Origin of the sequence: Carboxylicivirga linearis, from assembly GCF_018271995.1 — a bacterium.
Lineage (GTDB): Bacteria > Bacteroidota > Bacteroidia > Bacteroidales > Marinilabiliaceae > Carboxylicivirga > Carboxylicivirga linearis.
Genome location: NZ_JAGUCO010000017.1, coordinates 83,835 through 107,202, shown reverse-complemented (window position 1 = coordinate 107,202; position 23,368 = coordinate 83,835). Strand labels below are relative to the sequence as shown.

General features: G+C 35.4%; 27 protein-coding genes. 26 read left to right on the top strand and 1 reads right to left on the bottom strand.

All coding sequences use genetic code 11. The features are described 5' to 3' along the window. Nucleotides 1-373: 373 nt before the first annotated feature. From KEM10_RS17205 to KEM10_RS17130, 16 genes are all read left to right on the top strand, one after another. Nucleotides 374-727, top strand: a complete 354-nt coding sequence (locus tag KEM10_RS17205) for a hypothetical protein (RefSeq protein ID WP_212217270.1) — start codon at nt 374-376, stop codon at nt 725-727. Between the two features lie 37 nt (nt 728-764). Continuing rightward, entirely contained in the window at nt 765-1,646 is an 882-nt protein-coding gene (locus KEM10_RS17200) for a DUF5777 family beta-barrel protein (protein ID WP_212217269.1), read from the top strand. 46 nt (nt 1,647-1,692) lie between these two features. After that, nucleotides 1,693-2,244, top strand: coding sequence for a YceI family protein (locus tag KEM10_RS17195; RefSeq protein ID WP_212217268.1), 552 nt, complete (start codon nt 1,693-1,695; stop codon nt 2,242-2,244). A gap of 389 nt (nt 2,245-2,633) precedes the next feature. Then, nucleotides 2,634-3,113, top strand: coding sequence for a hypothetical protein (locus tag KEM10_RS17190; RefSeq protein WP_212217267.1), 480 nt, complete (start codon nt 2,634-2,636; stop codon nt 3,111-3,113). A gap of 678 nt (nt 3,114-3,791) precedes the next feature. After that, nucleotides 3,792-4,826 carry an alpha/beta fold hydrolase gene (locus tag KEM10_RS17185; RefSeq protein ID WP_212217266.1) on the top strand — a complete coding sequence of 345 codons (1,035 nt, stop codon included), beginning with the start codon at nt 3,792-3,794 and terminating at the stop codon, nt 4,824-4,826. Between the two features lie 178 nt (nt 4,827-5,004). After that, the gene (locus tag KEM10_RS17180; protein WP_212217265.1) at nt 5,005-5,628 is read left to right on the top strand and encodes a hypothetical protein; all 624 of its coding nucleotides are present in this window, start codon (nt 5,005-5,007) and stop codon (nt 5,626-5,628) included. 11 nt (nt 5,629-5,639) lie between these two features. Then, complete coding sequence (locus KEM10_RS17175; RefSeq protein WP_212217264.1) at nt 5,640-5,984, top strand: hypothetical protein; 345 nt, start codon at nt 5,640-5,642, stop codon at nt 5,982-5,984. Beyond that, nucleotides 5,985-6,266 (top strand): hypothetical protein, encoded by a 282-nt coding sequence (locus tag KEM10_RS17170; RefSeq protein ID WP_212217263.1) that lies wholly within the window; start codon nt 5,985-5,987, stop codon nt 6,264-6,266. It abuts the gene before it with no gap. A gap of 313 nt (nt 6,267-6,579) precedes the next feature. Then, a complete protein-coding gene (locus KEM10_RS17165; protein ID WP_212217262.1) occupies nt 6,580-7,584 on the top strand; it encodes a hypothetical protein in 1,005 nt (334 codons plus the stop codon). 631 nt (nt 7,585-8,215) lie between these two features. Beyond that, entirely contained in the window at nt 8,216-9,478 is a 1,263-nt protein-coding gene (gene ltrA / locus KEM10_RS17160) for a group II intron reverse transcriptase/maturase (RefSeq protein ID WP_212217261.1), read from the top strand. 562 nt (nt 9,479-10,040) lie between these two features. After that, nucleotides 10,041-10,439, top strand: coding sequence for a hypothetical protein (locus KEM10_RS17155; protein ID WP_212217260.1), 399 nt, complete (start codon nt 10,041-10,043; stop codon nt 10,437-10,439). Nucleotides 10,440-10,470: 31 nt separating this feature from the next. Then, on the top strand, nt 10,471-11,436 hold the full coding sequence (locus KEM10_RS17150) for a hypothetical protein (protein ID WP_212217259.1): 966 nt from the start codon (nt 10,471-10,473) through the stop codon (nt 11,434-11,436). 38 nt (nt 11,437-11,474) lie between these two features. Beyond that, nucleotides 11,475-12,470, top strand: a complete 996-nt coding sequence (locus KEM10_RS17145) for a T9SS type A sorting domain-containing protein (protein ID WP_212217258.1) — start codon at nt 11,475-11,477, stop codon at nt 12,468-12,470. Nucleotides 12,471-12,763: 293 nt separating this feature from the next. Continuing rightward, nucleotides 12,764-13,270: a hypothetical protein gene (locus tag KEM10_RS17140; protein WP_212217257.1), complete on the top strand. Its 507-nt coding sequence runs from the start codon at nt 12,764-12,766 to the stop codon at nt 13,268-13,270. Between the two features lie 12 nt (nt 13,271-13,282). Next, on the top strand, nt 13,283-14,179 hold the full coding sequence (locus KEM10_RS17135) for a hypothetical protein (protein ID WP_212217256.1): 897 nt from the start codon (nt 13,283-13,285) through the stop codon (nt 14,177-14,179). A 334-nt stretch (nt 14,180-14,513) separates the two neighbouring features. Continuing rightward, nucleotides 14,514-15,176 (top strand): GNAT family N-acetyltransferase, encoded by a 663-nt coding sequence (locus KEM10_RS17130; protein WP_212217255.1) that lies wholly within the window; start codon nt 14,514-14,516, stop codon nt 15,174-15,176. Between the two features lie 287 nt (nt 15,177-15,463). Here the strand turns inward: KEM10_RS17130 and KEM10_RS17125 are convergent, their stop codons facing one another. Beyond that, nucleotides 15,464-15,913, bottom strand: a complete 450-nt coding sequence (locus KEM10_RS17125; protein ID WP_212217254.1) for a MarR family winged helix-turn-helix transcriptional regulator — start codon at nt 15,911-15,913, stop codon at nt 15,464-15,466. 216 nt (nt 15,914-16,129) lie between these two features. Between KEM10_RS17125 and KEM10_RS17120 the strand changes: the two genes are divergently transcribed. From KEM10_RS17120 to KEM10_RS17075, 10 genes are all read left to right on the top strand, one after another. Continuing rightward, the gene (locus tag KEM10_RS17120) at nt 16,130-17,542 is read left to right on the top strand and encodes a DUF1214 domain-containing protein (protein WP_212217253.1); all 1,413 of its coding nucleotides are present in this window, start codon (nt 16,130-16,132) and stop codon (nt 17,540-17,542) included. A gap of 60 nt (nt 17,543-17,602) precedes the next feature. Further along, nucleotides 17,603-18,103, top strand: a complete 501-nt coding sequence (locus KEM10_RS17115) for a porin family protein (RefSeq protein ID WP_212217252.1) — start codon at nt 17,603-17,605, stop codon at nt 18,101-18,103. A gap of 435 nt (nt 18,104-18,538) precedes the next feature. Continuing rightward, nucleotides 18,539-18,772 carry a hypothetical protein gene (locus KEM10_RS17110; protein WP_212217251.1) on the top strand — a complete coding sequence of 78 codons (234 nt, stop codon included), beginning with the start codon at nt 18,539-18,541 and terminating at the stop codon, nt 18,770-18,772. A gap of 7 nt (nt 18,773-18,779) precedes the next feature. Beyond that, nucleotides 18,780-19,187 (top strand): DUF6985 domain-containing protein, encoded by a 408-nt coding sequence (locus KEM10_RS17105; RefSeq protein WP_394369446.1) that lies wholly within the window; start codon nt 18,780-18,782, stop codon nt 19,185-19,187. Nucleotides 19,188-19,416: 229 nt separating this feature from the next. Next, on the top strand, nt 19,417-20,055 hold the full coding sequence (locus KEM10_RS17100; protein ID WP_212217249.1) for a hypothetical protein: 639 nt from the start codon (nt 19,417-19,419) through the stop codon (nt 20,053-20,055). A 69-nt stretch (nt 20,056-20,124) separates the two neighbouring features. Then, the gene (locus tag KEM10_RS17095; RefSeq protein WP_212217248.1) at nt 20,125-20,430 is read left to right on the top strand and encodes a hypothetical protein; all 306 of its coding nucleotides are present in this window, start codon (nt 20,125-20,127) and stop codon (nt 20,428-20,430) included. A 132-nt stretch (nt 20,431-20,562) separates the two neighbouring features. Next, on the top strand, nt 20,563-20,910 hold the full coding sequence (locus tag KEM10_RS17090) for an energy transducer TonB (RefSeq protein ID WP_212217247.1): 348 nt from the start codon (nt 20,563-20,565) through the stop codon (nt 20,908-20,910). An 89-nt stretch (nt 20,911-20,999) separates the two neighbouring features. Next, entirely contained in the window at nt 21,000-21,572 is a 573-nt protein-coding gene (locus KEM10_RS17085) for a Crp/Fnr family transcriptional regulator (RefSeq protein ID WP_212217246.1), read from the top strand. Between the two features lie 11 nt (nt 21,573-21,583). Beyond that, the gene (locus KEM10_RS17080; RefSeq protein WP_244825967.1) at nt 21,584-22,117 is read left to right on the top strand and encodes an SRPBCC domain-containing protein; all 534 of its coding nucleotides are present in this window, start codon (nt 21,584-21,586) and stop codon (nt 22,115-22,117) included. Nucleotides 22,118-22,166: 49 nt separating this feature from the next. Further along, complete coding sequence (locus KEM10_RS17075) at nt 22,167-23,279, top strand: SGNH/GDSL hydrolase family protein (RefSeq protein WP_212217245.1); 1,113 nt, start codon at nt 22,167-22,169, stop codon at nt 23,277-23,279. The last annotated feature ends 89 nt before the right edge of the window (nt 23,280-23,368 follow it).

Here is a 23,368-nt window from a genome sequence, read left to right as displayed (position 1 = left end):
CATCCCTCCGGGATTAGAATGGCAGCTTCAATTATGAACATAGCATTTACATACTATGCTGTTACAGGCGTCCCTTTGGGACTGTTTGTTAGTCAGTAGTTAGTAGACAGTAGTGAGGCAGAAGGCAGAAGTTGATTAGGCAGAAAGTAGCTGTATGACTCCATGCACTGCGCACTTCTCACTAAGCACTGAAAAGTGAAGGCAGAAGTGAAAAAGGTTAAGGATAAAGGCAAAAAGGTTTAAGAGATGACCGGGGACGATGCCAGCAGCATTGTTGCGAACTTTTTTTATCAGGTAGTGTTATGCTTAAAGATTCTAAGGTGTTGATCTGTAGAATGTATTTGAATAAAGTTGCTAATTAAAAATCTACATCATGAAAAAAGTATTTTACCTGCTATTACTGCTTCCCTTTATGTTTGCTTGTTCCGAATCGAGTGACGAAGATGAGATGGTGCCCGAAGTCAACGAAGAATATATTGCTGCCAAAAATTACTATAACAATACATTAAAATCGGTTATTACAACTAATTGTGTGAGCTGTCATGAGGGGTATCACAGTCGGAGTAACGGGAGTAATTATGGCGAGTTGACCAACGCAATTAATAGTGCTACTACCATGTACAACCAGGTTAATTCGGGAAACATGCCTAAAGATGGAGATAAACTATCGCAGACCGATATTGCTAAATTCGAAGAGTTTAAGAATCTGGTGGATGCCATTGAGTGAGAGATTGTAATTTTTATTTCATCATAATACAGACATTATGAAGTACAGAATCGTATGTGGATGTATCTTCTCGTGGCTTTTATCGCTGCCTTTGTATAGTCAGGAAAAGAACTTACTTGAAGAGTTAAATGTCACCGAAACAAGTAAGTCGGAGCAGGTTGTTTCCACCTTTAAAAGCACCCGACTGGTGCTAGGATCCACTACGGTTCAGTTAGCACCAGGCGAGCTGCAATTCAGAGTTTCGCATCTGTTCGGACCAATGTCGGAAGGTATTCAGGAGCTGTATGGATTGGATCAGATCTTTAATGTTGACATTGCTCTTGATTACGGAATTAACCAATGGTTTTCTGTGGGACTGGCCCGATCGAGCGATTACGACAAAACCCTGCAGTCGAATGTGCAATTTGCCATTCTTAAACAAACGACTTCAGACAACGAATTTTCGTTGAGCTATGTGGGGGGTGTAAATGTACGGACACGAAAATATGATGTAGATCGCGATTTTGTCGATCGGATGGAGTATGAACATCAACTATTGTTATCGCGCAAGTTTACCCATGGTTTTTCGGCACAGCTAACACCCGGATGGGTTTATCTGAACCGCGTTCCAACAACCGTCCATCCGCATTCGCTATGGTATACCGCTCTGGGAGTGAGTTATGCTGTAACACCTTCCACAACCATCAACGGAGAGTATACCTATACCTTTCCAACCTTTGATGATAAGCTTTATGATGCCGGAAAAAATGTACTGTCTGTAGGGGTGGATATTGAAACCGGTGGACATGTATTTCAAGTGTTTGTAAGCAATGCAACGCGTCTTCAGTCTTCGGGATATGTGGCTCAATGGAATAATAATGTCTTTTTTAACGGAGATATTCATTTGGGCTTTAGTATAATGCGATCCTTCGGTTTGTAACTGATCTGTCTTGATGTAAAGGTTTTTATCATTAAAAAGCACAACGATGAAACAGCTAATAGCAGGGGTGATAGGTTTGTTCTTTATCAGTACGGCAGCTTTGTCGCAAAGCAAATATAAGGCCGATGAAGGAATGGTTTCGTTTTTCTCATCTGCTCCTTTGGAAGATATTTATGCCGAAAATAAAACGGTTGTTAGCCTGGTTGATTTATCAACAAGGGAAATAGCCTTTGTAATAACAATTGTTGATTTTCAGTTTGAAAAGTCGTTGATGCAAACGCATTTTAATGATAAATACATGGAGTCGCATAAGTATCCCAAAGCTACTTTTTTGGGAAATATTATCTCGCCTAACGAGCTAAAGAATCCGGGAAATTATAAAGTGAAAGTGAAAGGTGATTTAACCATACATGGAGTAATACAAAATATTGAGGTAGACGGAGAAATAATTATTGGTGAAGCAGAGGTGGAAGCTTCATCGGAGTTTACCGTCAAGCTGGAAGATTACAAAGTGAAAATACCTCGGTTATTGGTCCGGAATATTGCAGAAGAAGTATTGGTAAAAATCAATCTCACCTATTATCCTGTTCAACCTTAAAATTCTGCCTTTAAATTTTATCGCAATAGTTCACTATTATTCTAAAATTATTCATGGCAAATTAGCTCTTTATTTCAATCTGAGTTTTAAAATTTAAATCTAGCTCAGGTTATTAATATTCTTCTTTCCCGTTATCAAAGTTATTTAGTCAGGCAGAACAATATATTAATATATAATTATAATAAGTTCATCAATACTGAATAAATAGTATCATTATAATGTGTTACGAATTAGATCATTTGCAATTAACCGTTAGAAGAATGTAATAACAAGTAGTTTCTTTTGTGATTTGTGCAGGAAGCAATTGTCAAGATGTATAAGCAGAGAAGCTAAGTTCTAGAGGTTAATATACTTTTACTATAATATATCCCTTAAATCAGTAAAAATTTATGAATAATATTGATAATAAAATTTCAGCAGAGTTAAATGTAGAAGTGTTAACTCAGATCAAAGATCTGTTAAAGCAAATAACAGATCTGATGCCTTTTTTAATTGGTTTATCGCCCGATGAAAGAATGCGATATCCCAAGATGGATGTAAGCAATAAGGATTTTGTTAACGATGCCGTTAATGCAATCAGTAACGATGGAGCTATTCTTCCGGGATACATCAATCCGGATGAGATGAAAAAAGATTTGAATTTATTTAATCAACTCGAAGAGGTATTAGTGCCTCTTACGTATTTGTATGATAAAGTGCGCGATACTCAGATACTAGCCGGTTCAGAAGCTTATTCAACCGCTTTAATGGTTTATAATATGACCAAAGTTGCGGCCAAAGCCGGTGTTCCCGGAGCCAATAGTATTTATACTCAATTAAAGGGTAGGTTCGAAAGAAGTAAAAAAGTAGATAATATAAACGAAAACTAAATGTTAAACCTCACAGGGATTGCATAATAATGTAATTGTGCTAATAGTAGTAAAAGTATATTTTACAGGTGTAAGGGGGGCCTCCGAGGTACCCCCCTCCACCTAATAGGTACCCCTCCCCACCTCAAAGCTCGGGGCTTCGACCTTTTACCTAGAGTGATGGAGCAAAAAGCTCGACAACCGGAGCTTTTACCTCGACGCTTGCACCATTGAGGTACCCCTCCCCACCTCAAAGCTCGGCACTTCGACCTTTTACCTCGAGTGATGGAGCAAAAAGCTCGATAACCGGAGCTTTTACCTCGACGCTTGCACCACTGAGGTACCCCTCCCCACCTTAAAGCCCGGCGCTTCGACCTTTTAGCTCGAGCGATGGAGCTTAAAGCTCAACGTTTGCACCTTATTGCTTCAGTGCTTTACCCTTTAGTTGATCTATTAAAGGTTAAATGAGGAGTGATACACTTTAAAAGAATGCCGCTCAACTTGTTGGGTGTGTTTTTGGAAAGTATAGTTATGTTAGCTACTTTTAAAAGCACAAAAATAATAGATCCGTCAGTTAACGACGGTTACAGAACCATATTAGCAATATAACCACTATTAATAGTGCTTATATACTAGTTGGGTGCAATAACATATGTGCTTGAACAAACATGAGTGCAAGGAGAGAATAAAATAATAAATATGAAAAAGACATTTAAGATTATTGGAATTGTAATACTTATACTTTTGATTGGAGGTATATCATATATCTTTCTTACAGTGCCACAATTACCGAAAAATAGTAACGGTATAATTGAAGATATCATAACTTCTGAAGTTCCTGAACTTGTTAGGGGTAAATCAGGGTATGTTGTGAATAATGGGACAAAAATCTGGTATGAATCTATTTCGCCCAAGGATACAAATAAGGGGGCTATTCTTTTGTTTATGGGTATTTCAAATGATGCTTTAGGATGGCCTCAAACATTTATTGATAAATTAGTTGAATCAGGATATCAAGTTATAAGATTTGATTATCGAGGCACAGGTTTTTCGGATTGGATTAAGAATTGGGAACAGCAACCTTATTCTCTAAAAGATTTAGCAAGTGACAGTAAAGTAATACTTGATTCTTTGAAAATAGAGAAAGCTAATTTATTTGGAATATCTTTAGGAGGTATGGTTGCTCAAGAATTTGCGATAAATTTTCCGGAGAGAACCAATACTCTTACATCTTTAATGTCATCAGGAAATATTCTTGATAAAGAGTTACCACCAATTTCAAATGAAATAGTTTTTAAATTGATCAAAACAAGTATAAGATATGGAGTATTCCCGAGTGAAAAAAACACAATTAAACTTCATTTATCATCAAGAATCATTCTTCAAGGTGAAGCAAAGTATGATATTGATGTCAAGGGAACAGCAGTTCAAGTATTGTATAATTTAAATAAGAGAAGAGGTTATAATCCAGATGCTTCAAGTCAACACCATGAAGCAACTTATCGTTCAGGTTCTCGGTATGATAAATTGAAGAGATTAGAAATGCCTGTTTTGATTATGCATGGATTGAATGACCCTTTTATCCCTATTGAGCACAGTGAAAAGATGGCAACTATTATACCTAATGCAAGAACAAAATGGTTTGAAAATATGGGACATGATATTCCTGTAAATATGACTGATACGATTTGTGAAGAAATAACCAAATTTCTTAATTCGAAAAGAGAATATTAATTACTGCACCCAACAATAAATATAGGTCATTTGGCGGATATTGCTAAATTTGAGCATGTTAACATTTAATAAAACATATAGCAGTTTGATACTTTGGAGCCTTAAATGCCAAACGCTCCATATTATCAACGTTGTGCCGTATTTGAGGAAACGACCCCTGCAATCAAATAAACGAACAATGAGAAATAGATTTTTATACTTGATTTTAGCATTTGGATTATTCACAGCATGTATTAATATGAATGACCCAAAACAACAAGCTGAATACATTAAATGTTACAATTCTTTTGACACCTCTTTGGTTAATTTAATGCCGAGAAAGATTCCAAATAATTTCTTAAACATGGGATATGCTTCCTTGGATTTTCTGGATGGAAGGGGATTTAATAAATATGCAGGAATGCATATAAAAACAAAGATTAAAGATTTGAACGAGTATACAGAATTAAAAAACAAATATTCAAGTCAAGCAAAATCAATTAACAAATCGACAGATAGTTGTTTGATAATTGTCTCAACTTATGGACAATTTGAGGATGGTGTACAAGGTAGTTTTCATTGTAACAAACCGATTCCTGTGCCACAATATGGAATTTGCGATGCTAATGATTCTACGAATTTATGGGAAAGACTAAATGACATTGAGATTATTGTGCTTGACTATGAATTTAAGGATTTATTAAATCGTCCTGATTCCAAAAAGAGAAAGGATATGCCTACTGAATTATTAACGGGATACTCAAAAGGAATTACACTGAATAAAAATAATTTGACAATTCAAAAATGGGTAATTGTCTGGTAAATTGGAAAAATATGGATATAAAAAGAATTCTAACCAAGTATGTTATTTTGTTGTTGATTTATATTGTAATTGTCAGGTTTATACAACCGTATGGACTGCAAATCTATTATTCAACAGTTGAAAATCCGATTGATAATCCTAATACGATTCAAACAATACAGTCAATTATGGCATTGGTAACATTTATAATCAATCTGATTTTTGTGATTTTTATGATAGTTGATTCAAAAGCTAAGAAGTTGCTGGATTGGTTGATTATTGTGATTACATTTTTTAGTCCCGAAGCAGGGATTACAATATTTATTGTGTGGCAGATTTTTAAACAATTGACAAGTAAAAACGAGGCACAACAATAAATGTTGGAGAATGAGGAACTAAACAAAGCCCTGGATAATCCACTCAAATTTGAAGGAAAAGACAGCGATGAAACCCCATCCGAAGGTGATGCTTCAAAAGTAACAGGTCGTGTGGCTGTTTTATCGGTTAAGGAACAAGAGAAATTTTATCAGGAAGTCATTGAGCGATACAACGACTATGTGGAATATCTCAAGCAAGCCGATGAGTACGACCTTGAGGTGGAAATCCTGAACCTAAAGGCAGAATACCGAAGTATTATGCAGGGGCGGACTAATCCTTAGTAGTGATGAAGTCTTTGTAATGAAGATGGAGCAAAGGGGTTAGCTAGTATGTATTTGTATCTTGCCAACCTGAGAGGGGATGAGCTTTTTGATGTAAAGCATACTAGAAGAGCCGTATGATGGGAGACTATCACGTACGGTTCTGTGAGAGGCTTAGGGTGCAATTCCCTTTGCCTACTCGACGCCCAATCCGTTGGCGGTAATTAGAACTAAGAGACAAATGAGGTATATTTTAATATTTGGGATTTTACTAACTATAAACATTAAGTCATTTGCTCATAAGGACAGGTATTTTACATACAAGTTCGATAAGGTGACAGTTCGTTTCAAAACAGGATTTTTATACGAAGAAATCACTAATGCAAAAATAATTGGACAATATGCATCTCTACTTTGTAATGAATTAAAATATGAAGGACCTGTCTTGCTGGACTTCATTCATGATTATGGACAAAGCTATATGGGGAAAAACTACAGTTTTGTAAATTTTGGTTCAGATAATTATAGCTCAGTAAATTATTACAGAACTGCTTATGATAGTTTAATCGAAGAGAATGTTCTCCAAATGGTTTCTTATTCAAATTTAAATGAACAAGACCTAAGGGGGCTTGAAAAAATGGTTTTTACTACAGAACCAGTTGATTCAATCGAAAAAATAGTAATTCGTCAATTTGGATTTCACTTTGATGTTAATAAAACATTGAACCTACTTCATTATGCGATTAATAACCCTAATGAAACAATTAATTTATCTCAAAAGGATAGCTTAGCAAGCTATTTGCCAAATATGTATTACGAACTTAATACAATTCCAAAATGCAAAATAGATTCTATTAGTAGTTTGAAAATAAAAGACGTTGAAAAGATAATTGGACAAAAAATATATGCGAAAGTTGATACAATAAACAATAACCGAATATCATATTCATATTTTGCCCAAAATAATTGTTATTTAATTTATGCAAGTGTTAATAACAACGAAATAGTTCTGGATACTTTAAATCAGATTTATTCATTTGAATTAAATAATGATTATTGGCAATCTCTTTTTGTTTTTGAAACACCTAAGAGTTTTAAATACTATGAACAAGACGGTTTTGACAATGAATTTAAAAAATCAAGACTTCATGAAATGCCAATAAATGAACATGAATCAATTGTGTTTTTTGACATCAATTGGATTTCAGAGGACATTTATTTTATAAACTTGCTTAATAGCTTCGAAATGTCCGCATTTAAAATTTTTCCATATTTGAAAAGAGATGATATTCTGATTACAGATTTTGAGAATTATATAGAATCATATCGAAAGGATTAAGAAATAACTACCGCCAACAATGTGTAAAAATAATAGCCGTGTTAGTACGTATTCAGGCGGCTTTAGCCCGCTTCAAAATTTTAACGGTTTGATAGGTTTGTCACCCGCAATCGGCTACATTTGTATATACTTGACCGTGTGCGCCCGGCATGGGCATTAGCTTTAGGGTGCGAGTCCCGAACAGGCAGGGGTAAACTGTACTGTTAGCAAGTGGCAAGGTGTATCGGGGCGACCCGACCGCTGAAGGAAGCCAGACTGCAAAATCCTGTACTGATGAACAAGAATCGCATATTTAGGCGGGTGTTTGCTGAGGATGAGATGGCACGTCACATCGAAGTCCATATTCTTTACCACATAGCAGACTACGTAGATGCGGCAGCGATAGGAGGACAGTTAATGTCATTACCCGGGGATATCTCACTGATTACGCGATAATGGAGGTGAGAAGTCAGCAGAGGTCATAGTACTTTACGGGAAACGAGGTGTATAGAGAAATACACAGGACTCACGGGCAAAGGAAGGACCGAACGTTAAACGCTTGGAATTGTATTGTAATTCATGGGATGTGTTGAAGGTAGTATCCAAATATTCCGTGGCATTCATTCAACGAAAAGCAGCAAGAAAAGAGTAGATGTTAGAAGAGATTGTAAGCAAAGATAACATGAAGGCAGCCTATGACAGGGTAGTCGGCAACAAAGGCAGTGCAGGAATAGACGGTATGTCGGTTACCGAACTAAAGCCCTATCTTGATGAGCACTGGCCTGTTATTAAAGCATCGATCTTGGATGGAAGCTATCGCCCTCAACCCGTCAAAGGAGTTGAGATAGATAAGCCCCAAGGTGGGAAACGTTTGTTAGGTATTCCCACCGTATTGGATCGAATGATTCAACAAGCTATTCAGCAGGTGCTTAATGTTAGGTTTGATCCTGACTTCTTGCACTTCAGTTATGGTTTTCGCAAAGGCAAGAGTGCTCATCAGGCCATTAAACAAGCATTGGACTATGCAAACTCAGGTTCGCGATATGTTGTGGATATTGACCTATCGAAGTTCTTTGATAGGGTAAACCACGATTACCTGATGGGGTTGCTTGCCAAAGAAGTTGAAGATAAAAGATTATTAGGCTTAATAAGAAGATATCTTCAATCGGGCATAATGCTAGACGGAGTAACGAGCAAACGAACCGAGGGCACGCCCCAAGGAAGTCCGCTCAGCCCATTACTGTCCAATATACTTCTTAACGAACTGGACACGGAGTTGTCTAAGCGCCAACATCGTTTTGTGAGATATGCTGACGACTTTAGTATTTATTTGAAAACGAAGCGCTCTGCTATACGGGTTATGAGATCAGTTAGCCGTTTTGTGGAGCATAAGCTAAAGCTAAAAGTCAACCGTAAGAAGAGTGCCGTTCGCTATGTGGGGCATATGGAGCTCTTGGGCTACGGCATATACCGGATGCGGAACCAGCAATTTGGTTTAAAGATAATCGAAAGCAACTGGCAGAAGTTTGTGCGGAAATGCAAGACCCTTACCAGGAAGAGTTACCCAATCTCGTTTGATGAAAGGGTATTCAAACTGAAAGAGTATTGCATGGGTTGGATAGGCTACTTCCGATACGCAAACATTAAAACCAGATTGAAAGGTCTTGACCGTTTGCTAGGCAGTCGATTACGCTACTGTATTTGGAAAAGCTGGAAACGTATCCGCACTAGCATACGCAACCTTAAGAAGCTTGGATTGCCTGAATGGCTGGCTGTCAAGTGGGGATTTACAAGAAGAGGTGGCTGGCACGTAGTGCAAAGCCCCATTCTGCAAACCACATTGACTAATGCATGTCTTCAAAAGAGGGGATTTATGCCAACAGCTAGCATCTACGAAAGATATTGCCATGTTTAGCGAACCGCCGTATACCGGCCGGTAGGTACGGTGGTGTGAGGGGGTGGAGATACGATTATTTTCGTATCTTACTCTACTCGATTGGCACCAATTCCCCCCCCCCCTCCCTTTTTTTTTTTAAACCAAGAAGATTGGCTTTTAGAGTAAGTTAATAAATCTCTTAAAGGTTAATTTATTTCTGAGGCAAAACTAAATTCAGTTAGCAAAAACATACAGGAAATGACAAAAATATAAGCAATGTTGATTTTTATTCATGATTTGAAAAGTCATATGTGGATTAACTTATGAATGGAAAAACTGGATATTAAAACATCACCCAACACCTTGTAATCAAGATAAATCCTTCATATTTATTGAGAAGAGAGTGATTTACTGAGAGTTATTCAGACCCTAACCTATGGACTTTTTGTCCATAGTGAAGCAGTGTTTTGATAGACTTATAATTTTGAGAGGTTAAATTGTTTTATTGTTTGATAAACACAGTGGTAATAAGTGTAAAATCATTTACTATTATATTAATTTTATATTTAATTATTTATAATGAAACTTAATATTAAAATTTATGAGATTTAAATCATTTTATGTTACAACATTATTTGCGATACTTTTCACTAGTAGTTGTTCAAAAGACTCTGATCAGGATTTACAATCTGGAAGTATTGAAGGAAATTGGAAGGTCTATAGTGCGCTAAGTTCCAATGGAGATTGGGATGTTTCATATGAAGATGACAACTATATATATGAATTTAAGAATGATGGAACCTGTGAGGGGAATGTTGCTGTGGTGGAGCTAATACCTGTTTTTGGGCATTGGTCTATTGAAAGTAATAACTTAACCATATCTGGTGATGGCTATAAATTGGAGTATAAACTCGCTAAGTTAGACGCTAACAGCCTGATTTTGCACAAAATGTGGGAGGATAATACCAATTATTATGAAGTAGCTTTAAAAAGACAATAACTTTATCAAACCTATACAACAATTAGATATTATGAAAACAATTTTGCTTTTAACTCTTTCTTTATTCTTATTTTTTACCAATACATATGCCAAAACTTGGGTCATCAATAACATGGATGCCAATGCCGATTTTAATGAGATAGTGGATGCTCACAACAGTAGCCAGGTGCTCGATGGCGATATCCTTTATGTAGAGGGATCGACTGAACGATATACAAGTTTTGACTGCACAAAACAATTAACCATTATTGGAGCCGGTTATTATTTGGCTGAAAACCGAAAGACGGCTAACATGCTAAGTTCAATGATTGTAGAAATAGATTTTCGGGCAGGATCAGAAGGATCAACTGTTATTGGAATGACGTTTAATGGTTCAAGTAGTGCAGCACCTAATTTTTATGCCAATAACATTACTGTAAAACGTTGTTATACACAAGGACCCATAGTAATAGGAAATGTTAATGGAGCAAGAATACTAAGTAGCGATATATACAAAATCTCAAAAGGAGGCACTTCAGTTTTTTTCAACGAAGTGGTGGTTTGCAACAATATTATCAGGAGCAATTTAGATATTAGTACTTGTGAATTTCAGAAAATTGAAAATAATATCTTGCTAGGTTCAGATTTTAGTTTAAATGTTGCTTATTTCCGTAACAATATTGTACTCGACGGAAGTGCAGCTATAAGTATTAATAGCAATTACATTACCCATAATATTGCGAGCAACCAATTATTCGACAGCAATAATTACAATGTATCAGATTTAAATGCGCTTTTTGTCAATGGCGATAGCCCGGATATGAAGTATGTATTGAGCGAAAGTTCGTTTGCCAAAGGTAAAGGGCACGATGGTTCCGATTGTGGTATTTTTGGTGGTAGCACACCTTATGTTGTTAGCGGTTTGCCAACCATTCCGGTTATCACAGAACTGGAAACCGATCAGGCAGGTAACCTTAATAGTGGATTAAGCATACGCGTAAAAGTTAGTACCTACTAATTGTTTCTTATTAAATGTTTAATCCAAATTGTTGTAATATGACTAAATGGCTTCTTTTAAGTGTTTTTTTAATAACAACACATATAAGCTCGGCAACTATTGTAGGCGGCGAATACTTTTTTAATACCGATCCGGGAGTTGGCAATGGTACACAAATAACCATACTAACACCTGTTAACGATGCTGACCTCGATTTAAATATTAGTATACCTGAATCGTTACCCTTAGGTGTTAATTATTTATACATCCGTTTTTTAGACGATAACGGACAATGGTCGCATACTACCCGACGGCCTTTTTACAAGGAAGAAGAGCCGATAAATTCTGTAAAGCTTATGGCTTTGGAGTATTTTATTGATGAGGCTGTTGCCCCCGGTAATGGAACACCTCTTGCTGTTGATGCCGGAGCATCATCGAGCGAAGTGCAGTTTAATATGCAATTAAGCGGATTATCGGCAGGCGCACATTATTTGTATGTTAGGGCTCAAAATCAAGATGGTGAATGGGGTATAGCAACAAAACGTGTGTTTTTTGTGGAAGAAGAGTTGGCTAAGCCAATTTCTGAGTTGGAGTATTATTACTTTAACGATCAATTTACATCAGGCAAGTATGTGGTAAACCTGAATACTCCTGGTACTGAATTAATGGAGACATTTGAAGGCAATACCGCAGAACTTGTGAAGAATGAAACTTACACACTTAATGTGGTAGCCATCGATGTTGATGGTGTGCGTAGCTCAGTGGCCAGCCACAGTTTTGTTTTTGATAATGCTACCTCAGCCTATCCGCACTTAAGTTCAAAAGCCATTGTTATTGCTCCTAACCCGGTGGTAAATGAAATTTGCCTTAATGCAGATGCGGAGTATTTACTTAATCATTCGTATCAAATTGTATCAAGCAATGGAGCTGTTGTAAAAAAAGGACTTTTAAGTTCTGATAAAATAGCGGTAGCGGAGTTAGGTACGGGTACTTATATTCTTATTGTGAGTAATAAGGAAGGAATCATTTTTAGTGACTTTTTTATTAAGAAATAGCTTTATGATGATGAATTTTAAAGAACAATGGAATAAAGGACTATCAGAACTTGAAACCATTTACTTGACTAGTAATCTGGCTTATTAGGTAAAAAAATGTTGTATTTAAAAAAATTGACATTGGATAGATCTTCTAAGCATTCGTTGTTCAATACTAATGGTTTTGTAGCTTTATCTAATTCTTTAAGTAAAGTTTCTATCGTTGTCAATTCTTTTGGTGTAGGTATATTTTATTAATCCTTGAGGCTTAAGAGTTATTCTTAAAACAAACACGATAAGCAAAAAAATAAATTATGAAATATTTATGTATCTTTTTAGTGTGTCTTATTCCACTTGTTGTTTCGTGTGATAAGGACGAAGAAAATGTGAAGTCAAAACAAAAGGTGCTAATCGATTTTGATGGCATAACGGAAGAACAGTTACTGGAAGGTGTGGTAGATGGATTAGTCACTTATCAGATTGTAAGCACTACTGAAGACGATGCTTGTGGTGAAGGCAGAACCTCCTTTGAATTGAATTCAAATACTTCAGTGTCCTGGCTGTGGTTATATGGTGCAAGGCTGCAATTAGATGTTTCAAGAGTAGAAGTTGAGTTATTAACTTTGTTTGTACATGATAATTGTGGAGGCTGTTTTAAAGTGTTTTTTTATAATGATAAAGGTGAGATAATTGATTATTACCATGATTTTAATAGTGAGCTTGGAAAACAAAAGATAGTGATTCCTGCTAATTTTTCTAACCTTAATTCCATTGCTTTTTCCGGATGTGAAGACGCCATTGGTAAAATAGTACTTAATTAAATTTTAAAGCAAATGTTTCGATTAGCAAAAGCTGTATTTCTATTTATAATAGGTTCATTAGTGGTTTTTTCGTCGTGCGAAGTGAGTAAAGAAGATGTTGCACCAGAGGATAATAAGGATGGGGATAATACACCCAAAGAAACTATTTATATTGACCTCGACAATGCTCAACAGCACGATTTAAAATACATATCTTTACACACATATGGTGAAGAACCATCTATAAGAGGGTCACTTCAAAACTCAACTCAATTTATAGCGATACCTACTCTTCATAAAGAAGAGGCTAACGCCACAATATCTTTTGAACTTAACTACTATGGTTCACAGAACTATGGTTACTGGGAAGACATGAAAGAAACATATAGTTATGTTGCCAACCCTCCAGCAGTTGAAGTTAAAGTTAAAATTGAGGATTGCGAAAATGACAATGTCTTACTTGGCATCGATGATGATGAGTTTAAGCATGTAATGGTGAACTCTGTTACCTTTGGAAGATCAGAATGGACGAACTACGTAAAGATTTCATCAGATGATAAAGAAGATATGATACCGGAAGGCACAACATATAAAAGCTATTATATGAAACAGTGGTATAATCAAGTTGAATTTTTCAAAAAATACGCAGAAGATGCATTATTTGAAATTATTGATAATCATTCTGAAGAAAGAACTGATATTACCAATAATTATATATCTCACCACTATGTAAGTGCAAATCAGGATAGTCTGAATAATTTACAACAATCATTTTATGAAATATGCAAGTCAGGAAAGGCATATGAACTATCTGGAACCATGCATGTTAAGTTGACTGAGTTTAACGATAATGTTAAAGCTGATGAGTTGTATTACAAAGATATTCCTGTTAGTGATCAAGATGCATCTTATCCATTAGTGATTAAGTAATGTGAAAATATGAATTTACTTGTGTCTTAAACATCTTTTTTCATCAAATAAACAGTACTGCCGATATCTAATGTTGCATAGGTTCTAAACCCCATGCGCTCATATAGAGGAAGGTTGCGTAAGGTTGAGGTTTCGAGGTAAATGGGTAATTTCGAATGTGCTTTTATTTGGTCGTTCGCTTAAAATAAAGGTATACTGATAATAAAAATCATAAACTGCTACGATAATGGCTCATAAATCATGGGGTTGTCCCAGGCGCAACACATGCTACGCTTGAAAGCCGCGTTCGTTAAAGCCACTCCCCCCCCGCTCGGCGTAATTTGTGATTAAGTTCATGTTAATAGGTAGTTTAAAATTACCAGATAACTCAACCGAAGTCGCAGACTTTGCTTTGTTAGTGGGATGGGCATTAATTAAAAAAGACATAACAACTAGACAACAATACTCTAAAATGAAAATAGAAACTACAACACATTTCACAAAACAAGGACATCAGATTGAAGTTCGAGAAGCTAGAATTGAGGATGCAGACGGATTAATAAAATGTGCAAAATCGTATATGAAAAATGGATTTATTCCTTTGACAGAGGAAGAATTCAATCCCACTGTTACAGAGCACGAGAATTGGATTCGTGGATTCATGGAGAATGAAAATAACCTATTGCTTGTTGTTGAAGCAAATGGATTAATAATTGGAAATATTGACCTGACTTCACATAAACGAAAAATGCTAAGTCATACGGGATTTGTTGGAATGGGAATTCATCAAGATTGGCAAAATCAAGGGGTTGGAACAATTATGATTGATATTGTAAAACAATGGAGTAATATGAATCAGAATATTGAAATCTTATGGCTTCAAGTTTTTAGCAACAATCTGGGAGGAATACACCTTTATAAGAAATCCGGATTTATTGAAAATGGAAGACAAGTGAAATTTATTAAGACTGAAGATAACCAATACATAGATAATGTAATAATGACCTTAAATTTATAAAAGAGAATCAATAATTGTTGTCAATAAATTGGAATATGAGTCTTTGGCACGACCGAGCGATTACTCCCGGTTGAACTACATTTGTCCAGCTCGCCATCCCCAAGTACTTATTGAGACTTTTTTATGATTTCACATCAGATTGTTTTAACCGTGCAAAGGTCTTAGGGACGGTTATCGGTTGAATTTAGGTTTCAGGTCGGTTAAAAAGGCTTTTGATCAAACCCGCTGCAGAGTTCAGTTAGGGGTGTAGATAAATTGAATTTAAAAGCGTTTTACCCAGTAAACAATTAATGCCAATCAAGTATTCGTTCATTGATTTCAAAAATTCGTTTACTCATATTAATAGCTTCGCTGTCTGAAATCTCTGAACTGATTTTTGCAGAAGATTGCTTAATTTTTTCAACAGCCTTAGAAACGATTTCTCTTCCATCGTCTGTGATTCGAATCTGGACTTTTCGCTTATTATTCTGATCAATTTTTCGCTCTACTAATTTTTTATCCTTTAGCTTGTCAATTAATCTACTAGTGTTGGTTGTTGACAAAATCATTCTTTCCTGAATCTCCAAAAGAGATAATGATGATTCACAAGAATCGTAATGTAGTATTATCAATATATTTAATTGTTCGTGCGAAATACTAAACTCTTTTAATATAATTTCCTGATATCGACTAATATTCTTCGCTAATTCAAGCACATTATGAAAAAGCGACAATTGTGGTGATCTGAATGTTTCCAATTAATTTCTCATTTATGTGATTGATGAATTCTCATCAATGAAATTTTAATGTTTTGTAAGTTTGCGTGTAAACTATTGATTAATTAATAGTTGATATGCAATGATAATAATACTAATGCTGATATGAAAGCAACTGTAATTTAAATGTTAGCTCTTGATTAGCTCGTAATTAACATTTGAGAAATAAAACACTGATTAACCAATAACTACTTAAATATGAAAAAGATCAAATTATTGTCAATAATTTTATTTGTATTGTTTTTTACGGCTTGCAATACAACTTCCAACAAGAAAAATACGGTTGAAACAAACGAAAACGGCTTTGTTATTCTTACAGATGACCAGATTGATAATATAATACGACGGGCGTATCAGTATGTTGCCTTATACAATGTAAATAACAAATTTGCTATAACACAAGGCGGCTGGAATACTTTGCATGCTGATACAAAGCTAAAAGATCATACCATGAGGGACATTGCCCGGCCTAATAATGATTCTTTCTATACCGGTATTATGCTGGATTTAAGAAAGGATGCCTTTGTGGTAAACCTTCCTAAATTCGACTCAAAATATGTGTCATTAATGGTAACAGCCTACGACCATTATGTTTATGTGCCAAAATCTACCCGACAAGGTGATTTTCAGAAAGACGAAAAAATTGTGTTCTATAGCAAGCGCACCGAAAATTATCAAGGTGAGTCTGTTGCCGGTATCGATAATGTTTTTGAAGCCAATGGCGATTTTATTTCAGTTATCTTCAGAGTTATGCCACATGCCAATGAACCTGAAAGGTTTAAAAAAGTAGTAGAGCAAATAGGGCAGATCAGCATGCAGTCGCTTTCCGAATTTCAGGGAAAAGAACCAATACCTGCTAATGAAATTACATTTCCGGAAGTGGGGAAAACCGATCTCGATATTTTTGAGAATAATTTTCTTGAAGTAATGCAATTCATTTTTAATCATATCACTTTTGATGATAATGATGAGATGGACAGAGAACTGTTAGCGTGTTTTGCACCCCTGGGAATAGCTCCGGGAGAAACCTATGACCCAAAAACTGCCTTGAAAATTGATGGTAAGAAGTTTAGGCAACATGCAGAGAAAATTCATGCAGAAAATCTAAACAAGCTAACAGATCCTGATATGTCAGCTAGTTTAGGTCCACGAGTCTTTAAACAAAAAGGACAAACTGATCTGGAAGCTATATTAGCGGTTTCGATTATTGGCCCTATTGGATTACCTATTGAAGAAGCATTTTACCCTGCAGTAAATACAGCTGATGGTTCGCAGATGAATGCCATGAACGATTATGTGATTAAAATGACCAAAAAAGAATTGCCTCCTGCCCGGGCTTTCTGGTCCTTAACATTATACGACAAAGCGAATGGATTCTTTATACCTAATGAATGGAATAAGTATAGTGTTGGCGAAAATGCAGGTATGAAATTAAACGATGAAGGAGGAATAGAGATTTATGTTGCTGCTGAAAAGCCAGATGGCGTGCCTATTGAGAATTGGTTGCCAATTAATCGTAGTGATGAAGATTTGGATATAATTTTGAGGGTTTATGTTCCTGAACTGGATAAATTAAGAAGTTGGAAAGTACCTGTTGCACATAAACTGTGAAAAAATCAGATGTATTTTAAACACAAAAAACCTCTTTTAATTAAAAAAATTTAGAACAACATGAGAAAAATATTCATCTTAATACTAGTAATAACTTTTTCAATAAAGCTGTTTGCGCAATCATCTAACGATTCAAAATTTCGTTTAGGCGTGGGAACTCTATACGCCTCTGAAGTTGAGTCTACAGGTTTGACAATAAATGGTATTTATAGTATTTCTGAAAGATGGGAAACGGCTGTAGCATATTCACACATCTTCGAAAACTTAAACCTTAGCTGGGATGTATTGGATGTTGATGGACATTATATTTTTTATGACAATGATAAAAAACTGAATGTTTATGCTTTAACCGGTCTTGCATTTACTTATTGGAAGCGAGAAACCATAGGCACAATACTGATTCCTAAGAAAACAAGAACAGGGACTTATATTGGCTTGAATATTGGTGTAGGAACTAATATAGCACTTTCGGAAAAGTTTAATCTCGTACCTGAAATCAGGGGTACCCTGTTTGACCTTTCGTATACAAGAATTGGTGTAACAGCTCAATTTAAGTTTTAGTTAACTAATATAAGTTTATATCGAGTTGAAATTGTTTTAATACATAAAGCTAACCTTCTTAAGATGAAGTAAGAAAAAGGCGCAGACCTCAAAGCTTATCAATTGGAGCTTTGGGGGCTGCGCTTTGTTTTTACGGTGATCTATTCAAGGTTAAAGGAGGAATGATGCATTAAAAATAGATCACTATTCTGTTTTTGGAGACAATTAATATGTTATCTATATTTAAAGGGTTATAAAAAATGAATAGACAACTGTCTATTTGTTGATTAAGTTAATTACCAAAAGGCGTGGAATAGCAGATATAGGAAATATAACCGTCATGCAATGGCGGTTACAGAGTAGTTGTAAACCATTTGGACGCGAAACTACGAGCTATATCTAATTGAATAAAATGAGCAAAATAATTATAAAAGAATAGAACTAATGGACACTAATATGATACCAGGACTTATAAAAGCTGAATTTGGGTATGAAGGGACAATTAAACTAGATTCATGGGCTGGATTTCAAAGTAGAAATGGAGATTATGGCTCAATTAGTTCGTCAGAAGGTTGTGATGGCAGTTGTAGACTTGCAACTGGAGGAGACATGGCAGATAAAAATCCAGAGATTAAGGATTTTCATATAAAAGCCTATGAATTCACAATTAAGAATCAGGAATTGAGTTAAGAACACGATTCTTGAATACCTGCTGAAAGAATATAAAGACCTACAAGAAGATTTTGGATATGATGATGACGAAAAGGAACAATACATGCCCGATGTTTTGGACATAAGCGGATTTAGAAAACTGATTGGATTATCAAATGTTCATTTGTTAAATGTGGAGAAAGAAGGAGTTGGATATGTTGGTTATGAATTCGGATGCACATGGGATGACGAACATGGATTCGGAGTGATGACACACAAAGACAGAATTGTAAGTTTTGGCGGTGCAGATTCTTCTTTTTTGACATGGATAGCTAGAAAAGATATAGAACCGATTGAAAAAGAAACTAATGATTCTAAATCAGAGGAAACTGACATCCAAAATAACACAGAGATTAAAGATGACAGAAAGCCTTGGTGGAAATTCTGGAAGTAAAAACGGTTTACAACACTAAATATAAGCAATAGCGGTTTCTGTGGGTGTTCGGGCGGTAGTGGCTCTAATCAGCCCCGCCAAATCTACCGATTTGACTATTTTATATTGTGTAGCTTTGGCTACTTAACAGCTTGATACGAAACCGCATTTAAGTCCGCTACATGCTCATATTATTAACGTTAGCTGCAACCAAAAATTGAGAGACGCAATAAAATAAAACCCATTGAATATGAATAAAGATCTACCTCATATCGGAATTGATATTCCAGAAGATGTTCCAGATGAATTTCTAGAACTTATATCAAATGACGTTAAAGCTCCTGGACTTAATATCGAATTCCGAAAGCATTCACAAGGCGTTATGATGGCTGCGCTTGATTGGGTAGTTCCGACAGCCATAGCGGCATATATTTTCAAGCCATATTTCGAAGCATTTCTTAAAGAGGCTGGAAAAGACCATTATAATGTACTTAAGAAATGGCTTAAAAAGTTCGTAGATAATGGTCGTGCAATTAAGGTACATAGAGTAACTGCCACTCAATCTCCAAATAAATTAAACAAAGAGGACAGTCAATCAAAAGCTGTATCCTTATACATTCAGTCAAAATCGGGACAAAAAATCAAATTACTATTTGACAATGATTTGACTCAACAAGATTGGGACCAAGCAATTGATAGTATTATGGATTTAGCAAAGGACAATTACGAAAACTTCCCTAATGATAAATTGACTACAGAAACAGAAAAGTTTGACTATAGAACTTTTATTTATGCAGTTATTGACAGAAAGACAAAGCAATTTGTTTTTTACGATGACAATGATCTATTGAGAATTCATAAAGAAGAAAATATAAATGGCAGCAGCTAACACGCTGGCATAAAGCATGGCTCGGTCGGCTCGTCCTGACACTTTAGTCTAATATGAAAATTGTTAATTATGAAAACTTATACCGAAAAGTCATTTAAAATAGCGATGGTAATAATATTGCTTTTTGCTATCACCTACCTGAATGTATTTTTAAAAGTATGGAATAGATTTGCTGATGGTGAAGTTCTAATAGCCATTCCATTTATAGCTGCAGGAATTTTGGGAATTATTGGTTCTATATATGCATTTAAAGGTCGAAAGGATAAAGCAACAATAAAGAAAAGAGTAGCAATCCTGATTAATGTAAGTGTTATAATTCTGTTTCTGGGATTAATTATTAATAATATACTTGATATAACTAAAGTCCTCCATTGACTTATTAGTTAGTAATATTACAACAAGTAATGCACAAAGCTCAGGTATGTACTCAGTAGGATATAGAATTTAATTTAGCTGTAGTTGTTTAAGGCTTACATGCAGTTGCAATAGTAAAAAAAGATCAAGATTATGAAACAATTGGGTGTTACAATATGGATGAGTTTTATTTTCTCGACCATTGTGTTATGTCAAAATAACTTCAAGAAAGAACATACAAATGAAATGGATAAAAGAGAACTGATTTTTTGTCCCAAACCAACTTATTCGGTACAAGACACTGGTGTTGTTAAAATTAATTATTGGATCGATAAAGATGGTAATGTAATAAAAGCGCAACAAGATTCGATTGAAACAACTGCCATCAACAAGGTTTTAATAAAAGAAGCCCTGGTATCAGCCTATAAATTAAAATTCTCTGCCATTAAAAAGGATACTGTTATGAAAGGGAGCTTCACATATTATTTTGATTTGGAATGATACCAGCTTTTATTGTGCATAAACGATCTTGCGAAACTTGATTTTGTTATCATTGTATCTCAACTGTAATACTTTCAAATACATTTTGTATGAATGAGCTGGAACAAAATATTAAAAATTACTTTGGTGTTATTAAGCCGGAGGATTTGAGTACTATCAGTTCGTTATTCAAACTAACTACCATAAAAAGGGGTGATTTTTATGTAAAAACAGGAAGCTGGTGTAACAAATTGAGCTTTATTCAGTCGGCTTACCTGAGGATCTATTCTGTAGCAGAAGATAAAGAAGTAACCCAATGGATTTCAACACAAGGGTATTTTATCACCGATTTGTCCAGTCTTTTGTTTGGTAATCCATCCCGTTGGACTATTCAGGCACTAACAGATTGTGTGCTTTACACCATTCATCACGACGACTATCAGCAAATAGGCAAGCTGGTTCCACAATGGCACCAACTCGAAAAGTTATTTATTGGCAAGTGTTTTACCATATTAGAAGACCGAATATTTAGCCATTTATCAATGACAGCTGAAGAAAGATATACCTATTTCTTTGAGAATAACAGAGAGTTATTTAATCAGGTTCCATTGCAATACATTGCTTCCATGTTAGGCATGACACCCGAAACATTCAGTCGAATCAGAAAAAAGCAACTTTCCTGAATTCTTGATATTTGTCAAGAGTAATAGATGCAATACTCATAACCTTTGCAACGTACTTCAGAGATAAGGAAATACGTAACCGCAATTTTATTAGTACCATTTTAAATGTAAATGTTATGGCAAAGGAAATTAAAACAGTAATCAGTATTAAAGCATCACCTGAGAAGATCTGGGCGATTTTAACAAACTTTGATAAATACCCCAATTGGAATCCGTTTATAAAAGAACTTAGTGGTGAGGTGAGGGCAGGCAATAAAATTAGGGTTATTATTGAGCCTGAGGGGCAAAAAGCAATGACATTTAAACCGAAGGTGCTAAGTTATGTGACAAACAAAGAATTTACCTGGAAAGGTCATTTATTAATGCCGGGTATTTTTGATGGCGAACATCATTTTGAACTGATGGACAACGGAGACGGAAGTACAACTTTTTTGCAAAAAGAAAAGTTCAAAGGTGTATTAGCAGGCCTGCTAAATCTTGAAAACACAGAAAAAGGTTTTAAATTGATGAACGAAAAATTGAAAGAGTTGTCAGAACAAAAATAAGAACCAAATCCTAAAATTTGTGTTAACTCAGTTTAATTCTTACATGAAGATGAGGTATAGGACAGTACTATTAACTGCATTGACCTTTTTTATAGTAGCTTGTAATAAAGAGGGTGATAAAAAGGTAGATGATTGTATTGACAGCCATTTCTTTTCTGAATACAGTTCCCGAAGTTTCAAAATGGGCTTTAGTACCTGGGCTTATGCTAAAAGGGTGGAAGCGGTTGATAGTACCTATCTTTTTATTCGCGATAATTCAGATATTTATTCCGAGCATATTGATAACAACATACCATGGAATGCCTGGATGAATGATTTGCCCTTACCGGACGAGTTTACAAACGAAATTGCCGCAAGGGTTTCACGAAGAATAGTTGATAAGAAATTAACGGTGTCGGTTAGTTTATTAAATACCTCCAGAAACGATCTGGCACCTGATTTTGATGGTTCAGTTCCTGAGTATTCTGCCTTGAATGACGTGGAGATTGCCATTGCATATTTTAAACATCTGCAATATATAGTTTCTCAACTCAATCCCGATTATTTAATTATCGCCATTGAAGTCAATGAATTATTAATGAATGCACCTGATAAATGGAAAGGCTTTAAGTTGTTAATGGCTAATGTTAGAACAAAAATAAGGCAGGAGTATCCATCATTAAAAATTTCTGAATCTATCACCTTACACAACTTATATCAACCGGATGTGGTCAATCCAGAAGGCTATATTAATGAGGTGATTAATTACGCCAATACAAATGACTTTGTATCAATCAGTTTTTACCCCTATTTTAAAGCGTTAAGCACGAAGGCAGGTTTTCAGGATGCATTTGATTTTTTACATGATAGGATTGACAAACCAATTGCATTTGCTGAAACAGGTCATCTGTCTGAAAATCTGATAGTCGATTCCTACGCTATTGATATATCAGGTAATCAGTGCGAACAAAATGAATATTTGGAGGTGCTCCTTTCAAATGCTCAGGAGCAAAAATATGAATATGTAATCTGGTGGGCACATCGCGATTACAATGAGTTGTGGGCTGAATTTCCTGCAGAAGTTCGGGATATTGGCAAGCTTTGGTTAAGTGCTGGATTGATAAATGAAGACGGAATTGAGAAAAAAGCGTATTCAACCTGGAAAAATGTATTTAATAATTAACAGGTTGTGCTTGCCATCTCTTTATTTTTTAGATGAATTGAAGGGTGGGGAATAATTATAAAGTGTTGTAAACAATCAAATTAAATAAA

Bases quoted from the DNA above. Each gene is read 5' to 3' on its own strand.
- KEM10_RS17205 (WP_212217270.1), top strand. From the start codon at position 374: ATGAAAAAAGTATTTTACCTGCTATTACTGCTTCCCTTTATGTTTGCT.
- KEM10_RS17200 (WP_212217269.1), top strand. From the start codon at position 765: ATGAAGTACAGAATCGTATGTGGATGTATCTTCTCGTGGCTTTTATCG.
- KEM10_RS17195 (WP_212217268.1), top strand. From the start codon at position 1,693: ATGAAACAGCTAATAGCAGGGGTGATAGGTTTGTTCTTTATCAGTACG.
- KEM10_RS17190 (WP_212217267.1), top strand. From the start codon at position 2,634: ATGAATAATATTGATAATAAAATTTCAGCAGAGTTAAATGTAGAAGTG.
- KEM10_RS17185 (WP_212217266.1), top strand. From the start codon at position 3,792: ATGAAAAAGACATTTAAGATTATTGGAATTGTAATACTTATACTTTTG.
- KEM10_RS17180 (WP_212217265.1), top strand. From the start codon at position 5,005: ATGAGAAATAGATTTTTATACTTGATTTTAGCATTTGGATTATTCACA.
- KEM10_RS17175 (WP_212217264.1), top strand. From the start codon at position 5,640: ATGGATATAAAAAGAATTCTAACCAAGTATGTTATTTTGTTGTTGATT.
- KEM10_RS17170 (WP_212217263.1), top strand. From the start codon at position 5,985: ATGTTGGAGAATGAGGAACTAAACAAAGCCCTGGATAATCCACTCAAA.
- ltrA (WP_212217261.1), top strand. From the start codon at position 8,216: ATGTTAGAAGAGATTGTAAGCAAAGATAACATGAAGGCAGCCTATGAC.
- KEM10_RS17155 (WP_212217260.1), top strand. From the start codon at position 10,041: ATGAGATTTAAATCATTTTATGTTACAACATTATTTGCGATACTTTTC.
- KEM10_RS17150 (WP_212217259.1), top strand. From the start codon at position 10,471: ATGAAAACAATTTTGCTTTTAACTCTTTCTTTATTCTTATTTTTTACC.
- KEM10_RS17145 (WP_212217258.1), top strand. From the start codon at position 11,475: ATGACTAAATGGCTTCTTTTAAGTGTTTTTTTAATAACAACACATATA.
- KEM10_RS17140 (WP_212217257.1), top strand. From the start codon at position 12,764: ATGAAATATTTATGTATCTTTTTAGTGTGTCTTATTCCACTTGTTGTT.
- KEM10_RS17135 (WP_212217256.1), top strand. From the start codon at position 13,283: ATGTTTCGATTAGCAAAAGCTGTATTTCTATTTATAATAGGTTCATTA.
- KEM10_RS17130 (WP_212217255.1), top strand. From the start codon at position 14,514: ATGTTAATAGGTAGTTTAAAATTACCAGATAACTCAACCGAAGTCGCA.
- KEM10_RS17120 (WP_212217253.1), top strand. From the start codon at position 16,130: ATGAAAAAGATCAAATTATTGTCAATAATTTTATTTGTATTGTTTTTT.
- KEM10_RS17115 (WP_212217252.1), top strand. From the start codon at position 17,603: ATGAGAAAAATATTCATCTTAATACTAGTAATAACTTTTTCAATAAAG.
- KEM10_RS17110 (WP_212217251.1), top strand. From the start codon at position 18,539: ATGATACCAGGACTTATAAAAGCTGAATTTGGGTATGAAGGGACAATT.
- KEM10_RS17100 (WP_212217249.1), top strand. From the start codon at position 19,417: ATGAATAAAGATCTACCTCATATCGGAATTGATATTCCAGAAGATGTT.
- KEM10_RS17095 (WP_212217248.1), top strand. From the start codon at position 20,125: ATGAAAACTTATACCGAAAAGTCATTTAAAATAGCGATGGTAATAATA.
- KEM10_RS17090 (WP_212217247.1), top strand. From the start codon at position 20,563: ATGAAACAATTGGGTGTTACAATATGGATGAGTTTTATTTTCTCGACC.
- KEM10_RS17085 (WP_212217246.1), top strand. From the start codon at position 21,000: ATGAATGAGCTGGAACAAAATATTAAAAATTACTTTGGTGTTATTAAG.
- KEM10_RS17075 (WP_212217245.1), top strand. From the start codon at position 22,167: ATGAGGTATAGGACAGTACTATTAACTGCATTGACCTTTTTTATAGTA.